Genomic DNA, 9,882 nt, shown 5'->3' with positions numbered 1-9,882 from the left:
TTGACGGTGATGCGGCGGTTGTGCGGGAACGAAAAACCGCTGGACTGCAGCGCGGCACGCACTCGCTCGCGCGACTCCTTGACCTCGGTGTCCGCCAGGCCCACCAGCGTGAAGCTCGGCAGGCCGTTGGCGAGCTGCACCTCGACGTGCACCGCCGGCGCGTCCAGCCCGTCGAGCGCGCGGCTCATCACGACCGCCAGGCTCATCGTCCACCTCCCGGCGGCGATTGTCCGGCCCGTGCCGGGCGCGCACGGGGGGCCGGGACCGCACCAAAGGAGTGCACCAAAAGAGGGATGCACGGGCGCGTGCACACGCTGCCGGCGGTGGCGGCCCCGCCTCGACGGTGCAGTCACCTTTTGTAGCGACTGGCATGGAAGCTGCAGTAGCGGCTGCGGCACTCGTCACCTCCGCACTGCAGCCCCTCATGAAGAGACTGATCCCGGCCGGCCCCGACACCGCAGCGACTCCCGCGGTGCAGGCAACGGGCCGCGCGCATCCGGTGCCGAAGCACATCCCCGTCGCCAAGGCCGGCCACGTCCGCACGTCGCGCTCCGGCGCGCCGTCGGCGGGCGGGCACACGCAACCCTAGAGGAACCAGAGGACCGACCATGAAGATGGTGACCGCGATCGTCAAACCATTCAAGCTCGATGAAGTGCGCGAGGCCCTCAGCGGCATCGGCGTTCAGGGCATCACCGTGACCGAGGTGAAAGGCTTCGGGCGCCAGAAGGGCCACACCGAGCTCTACCGCGGCGCCGAGTACGTCGTCGACTTCCTGCCCAAGGTGAAGATCGAGGCCGCCGTCGACGAGGCCATCGTCGACCGCGTCATCGAGGCGATCGAAGGCGCTGCCCGCACCGGCAAGATCGGTGACGGCAAGATCTTCGTCAGCTCGCTCGAGCAGGTGGTTCGCATCCGGACCGGCGAGACCGGCTCCGACGCCCTCTGAAGGCGCGACCCGAGACCAACCAGAGAAACCACCCCATCATGAAGAAACTGCTCTCGATCCTGGCCGTGGGGCTCGCGCTCCTCGGCTCGGTGGACGTGGCGCTGGCACAGGATGCCGCCTCGGCCGCCGCTGCCGCCTCCGACGCCGTCTCCGCCGTGGCCGCGGCCCCCGCCGAAGCCGCCTCCGCAGTCGCCGAAGCCGCCGCCGAGGTGGCCGCTCCGGTGCCCAACAAGGGTGACGTCAGCTGGATGCTCGTCGCCACGCTGCTGGTGATCATGATGTCGATCCCCGGCCTGGCGCTGTTCTACGGCGGCCTGGTGCGCAGCAAGAACATGCTGTCGGTGCTGATGCAGGTGTTCGTCACCTTCTCGCTGATCACCGTGCTGTGGGTCGTCTACGGCTACAGCCTGGCCTTCACCGAGGGCAACGCCTTCATCGGCGGCTTCGACCGGCTGTTCCTGAAGGGCGTCTTCGACCCCGCGACCGGCGCGTTCGCGATGGGCGCGACCTTCAGCAAGGGCGTCGTGATCCCCGAGATCGTGTTCGTCGCCTTCCAGGCCACGTTCGCGGCCATCACCTGCGGGCTGATCGTCGGCGCGTTCGCCGAACGCGTGAAGTTCTCCGCCGTGCTGCTGTTCATGGTGCTGTGGTTCACCTTCAGCTACACGCCGATCGCCCACATGGTCTGGTACTGGATGGGCCCGGACGCCTACACCGGCCCTGAAGTCGTCGAAGCGATGAACGCCAAGGCCGGCATGCTGTGGCAGTGGGGCGCGCTGGACTTCGCCGGCGGCACCGTGGTGCACATCAACGCCGCCGTCGCCGGCCTGGTCGGCGCCTACATGATCGGCAAGCGCATCGGCTACGGCAAGGAAGCCATGGCCCCGCACAACCTGACGCTGACGATGGTCGGTGCCTCGCTGCTGTGGGTCGGCTGGTTCGGCTTCAACGCCGGCTCGGCCCTCGAAGCCGGCAACAGCGCCGCGCTGGCCTTCCTGAACACCTTCTCCGCCACCGCCGCCGCGGTGCTGGCCTGGTGCATCGGCGAAGCGCTGATGAAGGGCAAGGCCTCGATGCTGGGTGCCGCCTCGGGTGCCGTCGCCGGCCTCGTGGCGATCACGCCGGCCGCGGGCAACGTCGGCATCGTCGGCGGCCTGGTCATCGGCTTCGTCGCCGGCTTCGCCTGCCTGTGGGGTGTCAACGGCCTGAAGAAGCTGATGGGCGCCGACGACTCTCTGGACGTGTTCGGCGTGCACGGCGTCGGCGGCATCGTCGGCGCGCTGCTGACCGGTGTCTTCAACAACCAGGCGCTCGGCGGCCCGGGCCTGGTGACCGACTGGGTCACGGCCTCGGTCGGCTCCAACGACATCCTGACCCAGGTGCTGATCCAGGCCAAGGCGGTCGGCGTGACCATCGTCTGGTCGGCCGTCGTCGCCGCGGTCTCGTACAAGATCGTCGACCTGACGATCGGCCTGCGCGTCCCGGAGGAAGAGGAACGCGAAGGTCTGGACATCACCTCGCACGGCGAGACGGCCTACAACAAGTAAGCCGCCTGCTCCGCGACACCAGGGCCGCCTTCGGGCGGCCCTTTTTCATGGTGCGGACGGATGCGGGCGCGGCCGGGCACGCCGCTTGTGCTTCGCCCCGCCGGCCCCACGTGCCAGAATTTCCGCCCCACCCTTCCCGCCTGGCCATGGTCCCCAATCTCGTCACCGCTCTCACCGGCCCGATCAACGAGCTCGAGGCGCGCGTCCTGGAGTCGATGCCGGCGATCGAACGCTGGTTCCGGCTCGAGTGGATGGAGCACACGCCGCCGTTCTACACCTCGGTGGACCTGCGCAACGCCGGCTTCAAGCTCGCGCCGGTCGACACCAACCTGTTCCCCGGCAGCTTCAACCACCTGACGCCGCAGATGCTGCCGCTGGCGGTGCAGGCGGCGATGGCGGCGATCGAGAAGATCTGCCCCGAAGCCAAGAACCTGCTGCTGATCCCCGAGCGCCAGACGCGCAGCCCCGGGTACCTGGCCAACCTGCAGTGCCTGATCCAGGTCTTCAACCAGGCCGGCCTGAACGTGCGCCTGGGCGCGCTGGACGACGAGCTGAAGGCGCCGGTGCCGCTGGCGCTGCCCGATGGCGGCACGCTGCTGCTCGAGCCGCTGGTGCGCGCCCGCGGCCGCCTGGGGCTCAAGGACTTCGACCCCTGCACGATCCTGCTGAACAACGACCTGTCGGCGGGCACGCCGGCGATCCTCGAGGACCTGCACCAGCAGTACCTGCTGCCGCCGCTGCACGCCGGCTGGGCGGTGCGCCGCAAGAGCCGCCACTTCCGCAGCTACGAGGAAGTGGCCAAGAAGTTCGCCAAGCTGCTGGGCATGGACCCCTGGCTGATCAACCCGATGTTCGGGCAGTGCGGCCAGGTCGACTTCGGCGAGGCCACCGGCCTGGAATGCGTGCAGTCCGCCGCCGACCAGCTGCTGGCCAAGGTGCGCCGCAAGTACAAGGAATACGGCATCACCGAGAAGCCCTTCGTCGTCGTCAAGGCCGACAACGGCACCGCCGGCATGGGCGTGATGACGGTGCGCGACGCCAAGGAGCTCGACGAGCTGAGCCGGCTCACCCGCGAGCGCATGAGCGTCGCCAAGGACGGCCAGCCCATCGGCGAGGTCATCATCCAGGAAGGCGTGCCGACGCACGAGCGCGTGGCCGATGCCGCCGCGGAGCCGGTGGTCTGCATGATCGACCGCTACGTCGTCGGCGGCTTCTACCGCGTGCACGGCGAACGCGGCATCGACGAGAACCTCAACGCGCCAGGCTCGGACGTCGTGCCGCTGGCCTTCGCCGAGTCGACGCAGCTGCCGCGTCCGGGCGCCAAGCCGGGCGCCAGCGCGCCGAACCGCTTCTACATGTACGGCGTCATCGGCCGCCTGGCGATGCTGGCCGCGGCCTACGAGCTCGAAGCCACCGACCCGGACGCCGAGATCTACGAGTAACCGAGCGCGGCCCGCCGGCGTGCGCGCGCACGTCGGCCCGGCTTTCGCTACGATCGCGCCGCACTGCGCGGCCGCGACGGCCGTCGTCTCGTGACCCCGCACCCGCCCACCCCCCGCACGCCTGCCGCCCTCGCCGCGCTCACGCTCGGCGCGCTGGGCGTCGTCTACGGCGACATCGGCACCAGCCCGCTGTACGCGCTGAAGGAGGTGTTCCACGCCGGCCACGTGCCGATGTCGCGCGAGAACATCCTCGGCGTGCTGTCGCTGATCTTCTGGACGATGACGATCATCGTCTCGCTGAAATACGTGCTGCTGATCCTGCGCGCCGACAACCGCGGCGAGGGCGGCCTGATCGCGATGCTGGCGCTGGCGACGACGGCCGTGGCCGAGAAGCCCCGGCTGCGCCGCGGCCTGCTGGCACTGGGCATGTTCGGCACCGCGATCTTCTACGGCGACGGCGTCATCACGCCGGCAGTCTCGGTGCTGTCGGCCGTCGAGGGCCTGGAAGTGGCCGCACCGCAGCTCGAGCACTGGGTCGTGCCGATCACGCTGATCGTGCTGACCGGGCTGTTCACGGTGCAGCGTTTCGGCACCGGCGGCATCGGCCGCGCCTTCGGGCCGGTGACCCTGGTCTGGTTCGCGACACTGATCGCGCTGGGCGCGCCGCAGATCGCCGAGCACCCGGGGGTGCTGATCGCGATGCTGCCGACCTACGCGCTGCACTTCATCGTCGACCAGCCGCTGATCGCCTTCATCGCGCTGGGCTCGGTGGTGCTGGTGGTCACCGGCGGCGAGGCGCTCTACGCCGACCTGGGCCACTTCGGCAAGCTGCCGATCCGCATCGCCTGGTACGGGCTGGTGGCGCCGGCGCTGGTGATCAACTACTTCGGCCAGGGCGCGCTGCTGCTCGAGGACCCGACGGCCGTCGAGAACCCGTTCTTCCTGCTCGCCCCCGGCTGGGCGCGGCTGCCGCTGGTGCTGCTGGCGACGGCGGCCACCGTCATCGCCTCGCAGGCGCTGATCACCGCGGCGTTTTCGGTGACCAAGCAGGCGATCCAGCTCGGCCTGCTGCCGCGGCTGCGTGTGGTGCACACCTCGGTGCGCGACACCGGCCAGATCTACGTGCCGTTCGTGAACTGGGGGCTGTACGCCTGCATCGTGCTCGCCGTCGGGCTGTTCGGCAGCTCGTCCAAGCTGGCCGCGGCCTACGGCATCACGGTGACGCTGGACATGACGATCACGACGATCATGACCTTCTTCGTCATCCGCCACGGCTGGAAGTACCCGTTGTGGCTGGCGCTCGGCGCGACCGGCTTCTTCTTCGCGATCGACATCACCTTCTTCGCCTCCAACGTGCTGAAGCTGCTGGCCGGCGGCTGGTTCCCGCTGGTCATCGGCATCGCGATGTTCACGCTGATGCGCACCTGGGTCGACGGCCGCCGGCTCGTCGCCGAGCGCCTGCGCGACGAAGCGATCGACCTGAAGAGTTTTCTCGAGGCGGTGTTCGTCAGCCCGCCGACACGCGTGCCGGGCACCGCGATCTTCCTGTCCGGCGAGGCCGGGCTGACGCCCAACGCGCTGATGCACAACCTGAAGCACAACAAGGTGCTGCACGACTTCAACGTCTTCGTCACCGTGCAGCACCACGAGGTGCCGTGGATCGGCTTCGACAAGCGGCTGGAGGTCGAGCCGCTGGGCCACCGCTGCTGGCAGGTGCGGCTGCACTTCGGCTTCATGAACGACCCCGACGTGCCCGAGGCGCTGAAGCTGCTTCAGGGCCGCGGCGTGCCGCTCGACGAGATGGAGACCAGCTACTTCCTGTCCCGCGACGCCATCATCCCCAGCCTGGGCAGCGGCATGGCGATGTGGCGCGAGAAGCTCTTCGCCAGCATGCACCGCAACGCGGCCGCGGCCGGCGACTTCCTGAACCTGCCGGCCAACCGCATCGTGGAGCTCGGCGCCAAGGTCGAGATCTGAGTGCCTGAGACGATGCGAGCGCGGATCTCGCTGCGCGACCTGTCCCTGCCCGCCGTCGTCGCCGGCTTCGTCGCCGTGCTCGTGGGCTTCACGAGTTCGGTGGTCATCGTCTTCCAGGCCGCGGCGGCCTTCGGCGCGACGCCGGCGCAGACGGTGTCGTGGATGTGGGCGCTGGGCCTGGGCATGGGGCTGACCAGCGCGGGCCTGAGCCTCTGGTACCGCCAGCCGGTGCTGACGGCCTGGTCGACGCCCGGCGCGGCGCTGCTGGCCACCGCCGGCCAAGGTTTCTCGATGGGCGAGGCGGTCGGCGCCTTCGTGCTCTGCGCGCTGCTGATCACGGCCGCCGGCGCCAGCGGGTTGTTCGCGCGCGTGATGAACCGGCTGCCGCAGTCGCTGGCCGCGGCACTGCTGGCCGGCGTGCTGACGCGGTTCGCCTTCGACGCCTTCGGCGCGATGCAGCACGAGTTCACGCTGGTCTTCGCGATGCTGCTGGCCTACCTGGCCGGCCGGCGCTGGTGGCCGCGTTACGCGGTGCCCGGCGTGCTCGCCGTCGGCGCGGTGATCGCCGCGGCGCGCGGCCAGCTGCACCTGGGCGGCATCGCCTGGCACTGGGCCGAGCCGGTGTTCACGATGCCCGAGTTCAGCCTGGCGGCGACGATCAGTCTGGCGCTGCCCCTCTTCATCGTCACGATGGCCTCGCAGAACCTGCCGGGTGTCGCCGCGCAGCGCGCCGCCGGCTACGACACGCCGGTGTCGCCGGTGGTCGCGACGACCGGCATCGCCTCGCTGCTGCTGGCGCCGTTCGGCGGCTACGCGCTGAACCTCGCCGCGATCACGGCCGCGATCTGCATGGGCCGCGAAGCCCACGAGGACCCGGCGCGGCGCTACTGGGCCTCGACGATGGCCGGCCTGTTCTACGTGGTCGTCGGCCTGCTCGGCGGCGCCGTCGTCGGCCTGATCGCCGCCTTCCCGAAGGAGCTGGTGCTGGCACTGGCCGGCTTCGCGCTGCTGGGCACGATCGGCAGCGGTCTGGCGATCGCGACGAAGGACGAGAAGAGCCGCGAGGCGGCGCTGATCACCTTCCTCGTCACCGCCAGCGGCCTGAGCCTGTGGGGCGTGGGCGCCGCCTTCTGGGGCGTGGTCGCCGGCGCGCTGGCGCTGGCCGTGCAACACTGGCGCCCCACCCGTTAGGACCCTGCATGGACCTGCTCTTCGTCGCCGACCCGCTGGAAGGCTTCAAGACCACCAAGGACAGCACCTTCGCGATGATGCGCGAGGCCGCGCGCCGCGGCCACGGCCTGCTGCACTGCGAAGCGCGTGCGCTGCGCTGGCACAGCGGCGGCAGCGTCGTCGCGACGACGCGCCGCATCGAGCTCACCGGCGACGCGCACGACTGGTTCCGCGTCGTCGAGACCGTCGAGACGCGCGTCGCCGACACCGGCGCCGTGCTGATGCGCCAGGACCCGCCGTTCGACAGCGAGTACTTCTACGCCACGCACCTGCTCGGCCAGGCCGAACGCGAAGGTGCGCGTGTCTTCAACAAGCCGGCGGCGCTGCGCGATCACCCCGAGAAGCTGGCGATCATGGAGTTCCCGCAGTTCACGCCGCCGACGCTGGTGACCCGCGACGCCGCGGCGGTGCGCGCCTTCCACGCCGAACACCGCGACATCATCCTGAAGCCGCTGGATGGCATGGGCGGCATGGGCATCTTCCGCGTCGGCGCCGACGGCCTGAACCTGGGCAGCATCATCGAGACGCTGAACGCCGGCGGCACGCGCACGCTGATGGTCCAGCGCTACCTGCCCGAGATCGTGCACGGCGACAAACGCGTGCTGATCATCGGCGGCAAGCCGGTGCCGCACGTGCTGGCGCGCATTCCGCAGGGCAGCGAGATCCGCGGCAACCTGGCTGCCGGCGGCAAGGGCGTGGCCCAGCCGCTGGCGCCGCGCGACCGCGAGATCGCCGAGGCGCTGGGCCCGGTGCTGGCGGCACGCGGGCTGCTGCTCGTCGGCCTGGACGTCATCGGCGAGCGCATCACCGAGATCAACGTCACCAGCCCGACCTGCTTCCAGGAGATCCAGCAGCAGACCGGCTTCGACGTCGCGGCGATGTTCGTCGACGCGCTGGAGGCGGCGCTGGCGGGGTGAGTCTGGCCGGCGGGGTCTAGCGGCCGGCGGGGTCTAGCTGAGCGGCCGGCGGGGTCAGGTCTCGCAAGACCTGACCCCGGACTTCTAGACCTGACCCCAGACTTCTGCGAGACCTGACCCCGGACTTCCGAGCGGCCGACGGGGTCAGGTCTCTCGAGACCTGACCCCGGACTCGAGCGGCGACAATCCCGCCATGGCCCTGATCACCCTCGCCGACGCCCACCTCGCGTACGGCCACGTGCCGCTGCTCGACGGCGCGGCCCTTGCCCTCGAAGCCGGCGAACGCCTGGCGCTGATCGGGCGCAACGGCGCCGGCAAGTCCTCGCTGCTGAAGATCCTCGCCGGCCTGGAGAAGGCCGACGACGGCACGCTGCAGCTGCAGACCGGCGTGCGCCGCGTCTACGTCGCCCAGGAGCCGGTGTTCGAGGCCGGCAGCACGGTCTTCGACGCCGTCGCCGAAGGCGTGGCCGAAGCGCGCGAGTTGCGTGCGCGCTTCGAGGCCCATGCGGCAGGGGATGACCTGGACGCGCTGCAATCGCGCATCGAGGCGCTGGACGGCTGGACCTGGGAGCAGCGCGTCGACGAGGCGCTGCAGCGCCTGCAGCTGGCGCCCGAGGCCCGCGTCGACGCGCTGTCCGGCGGCATGAAGAAACGCGTCGCGCTGGCGCGCGCGCTGGTCGCCGCGCCCGACGTGCTGCTGCTCGACGAGCCGACCAACCACCTCGACATCGACGCCATCGAGTGGCTGCAGGACCTGCTGACCGGCTGGCGCGGCTCGGCCGCCGGGGCGCGCGGCGCGATCGTCTTCGTCTCGCACGACCGCGCCTTCATCGACGCGGTGGCCACGCGCATCGTCGAGCTCGACCGCGGCCAGCTGCGCAGCTACCCGGGCAACTTCGCCGCCTTCGAGGCCGCCAAGCAGCGTGAACTCGAAGCCGAGGCGCTGGCCAACGCCCGCGCCGACAAGCTGCTGGCGCAGGAGGAGGTCTGGATCCGCAAGGGCGTCGAGGCGCGACGCACACGCAGCGTCGGCCGCGTCGCGCGCCTGGTGAAGCTGCGCGAACAGCGCCGCGCGCGCCGCGAGGTGCTGGGCCAGGTGCGGCTGGAGCTCGACGCCGGCCTGCCGCCGGGCAAGATCGTCGCCGAGCTGCAGGACGTGACGATGCGCTACGGCGAGCGCACGCTGATCGAACGTTTCACCGCCACCATCCTGCGCGGCGACAAGGTGGGCCTGATCGGCCCCAACGGCGTCGGCAAGACGACGCTGCTGAAGCTGATCCTCGGCCAGCTGGAGCCGACCTCGGGCAGCGTGCGCCGCGGCACCAACCTGCAGGTCGCGTACTTCGACCAGATGCGCGCCGGGCTGGACCTGGACGCGACGCTGGCCGACACGATCAGCCCGGGCAGCGAGTGGGTCGAGTTCGGCGGCACGCGCAAGCACGTCAAGAGCTACCTCGGCGACTTCCTGTTCTCGCCGGAACGTGCCAACTCGCCGGTGCGCACGCTGTCCGGCGGCGAGCGCAACCGCCTGCTGCTGGCGCGGCTGTTCGCGCTGCCGGCCAACGTGCTGGTGCTCGACGAGCCGACCAACGACCTGGACATCGACACGCTGGACCTGCTGGAGGAACTGCTGCAGGGCTACGCCGGCACCGTCTTCCTCGTCAGCCACGACCGGCGCTTCCTCGACGACGTCGTCACCAGCACGATCGCCTGGGAAGGCGACCCGGCCTGGGGCGGGCGCCCGGGGCTGTGGCGCGAGTACGAAGGCGGCTACGAGGACTGGAAGATCCAGCGCGCACGCTCGCGCGCTGCCGCCGAAGCC

The 9,882-nt window shown here is 70.5% G+C and carries 8 protein-coding genes; 7 read left to right on the top strand and 1 reads right to left on the bottom strand.

All coding sequences use genetic code 11. The annotated features are described in order from the left end of the window. On the bottom strand, positions 1-206 hold a 206-nt coding region (locus RBXJA2T_RS11040), incomplete at its 3' end, for a magnesium chelatase domain-containing protein (RefSeq protein ID WP_009857453.1). Between the two features lie 402 nt (positions 207-608). Between RBXJA2T_RS11040 and RBXJA2T_RS11035 the strand changes: the two genes are divergently transcribed. The 7 genes from RBXJA2T_RS11035 to RBXJA2T_RS11005 form a co-directional block, all read left to right on the top strand. Next, the gene (locus RBXJA2T_RS11035) at positions 609-947 is read left to right on the top strand and encodes a P-II family nitrogen regulator (protein ID WP_009857452.1); all 339 of its coding nucleotides are present in this window, start codon (positions 609-611) and stop codon (positions 945-947) included. 38 nt (positions 948-985) lie between these two features. Then, positions 986-2,494, top strand: coding sequence for an ammonium transporter (locus RBXJA2T_RS11030; RefSeq protein ID WP_009857451.1), 1,509 nt, complete (start codon positions 986-988; stop codon positions 2,492-2,494). Between the two features lie 146 nt (positions 2,495-2,640). Next, on the top strand, positions 2,641-3,936 hold the full coding sequence (gshA, locus tag RBXJA2T_RS11025; RefSeq protein WP_009857450.1) for a glutamate--cysteine ligase: 1,296 nt from the start codon (positions 2,641-2,643) through the stop codon (positions 3,934-3,936). 90 nt (positions 3,937-4,026) lie between these two features. Further along, positions 4,027-5,913 carry a potassium transporter Kup gene (locus tag RBXJA2T_RS11020; protein ID WP_009857449.1) on the top strand — a complete coding sequence of 629 codons (1,887 nt, stop codon included), beginning with the start codon at positions 4,027-4,029 and terminating at the stop codon, positions 5,911-5,913. 12 nt (positions 5,914-5,925) lie between these two features. Continuing rightward, positions 5,926-7,104, top strand: a complete 1,179-nt coding sequence (locus tag RBXJA2T_RS11015) for a benzoate/H(+) symporter BenE family transporter (RefSeq protein ID WP_009857448.1) — start codon at positions 5,926-5,928, stop codon at positions 7,102-7,104. A gap of 8 nt (positions 7,105-7,112) precedes the next feature. Next, on the top strand, positions 7,113-8,060 hold the full coding sequence (gene gshB / locus RBXJA2T_RS11010) for a glutathione synthase (RefSeq protein WP_009857447.1): 948 nt from the start codon (positions 7,113-7,115) through the stop codon (positions 8,058-8,060). A gap of 193 nt (positions 8,061-8,253) precedes the next feature. Further along, positions 8,254-9,882, top strand: a 1,629-nt coding sequence (locus RBXJA2T_RS11005) for an ATP-binding cassette domain-containing protein (RefSeq protein WP_009857446.1), incomplete at its 3' end; no start/stop codon positions are given.

It is taken from the genome of Rubrivivax benzoatilyticus JA2 = ATCC BAA-35 (assembly GCF_000190375.1).
GTDB lineage: Bacteria > Pseudomonadota > Gammaproteobacteria > Burkholderiales > Burkholderiaceae_C > Rubrivivax > Rubrivivax benzoatilyticus.
This window is presented reverse-complemented; position numbering and strand designations above follow the sequence as displayed.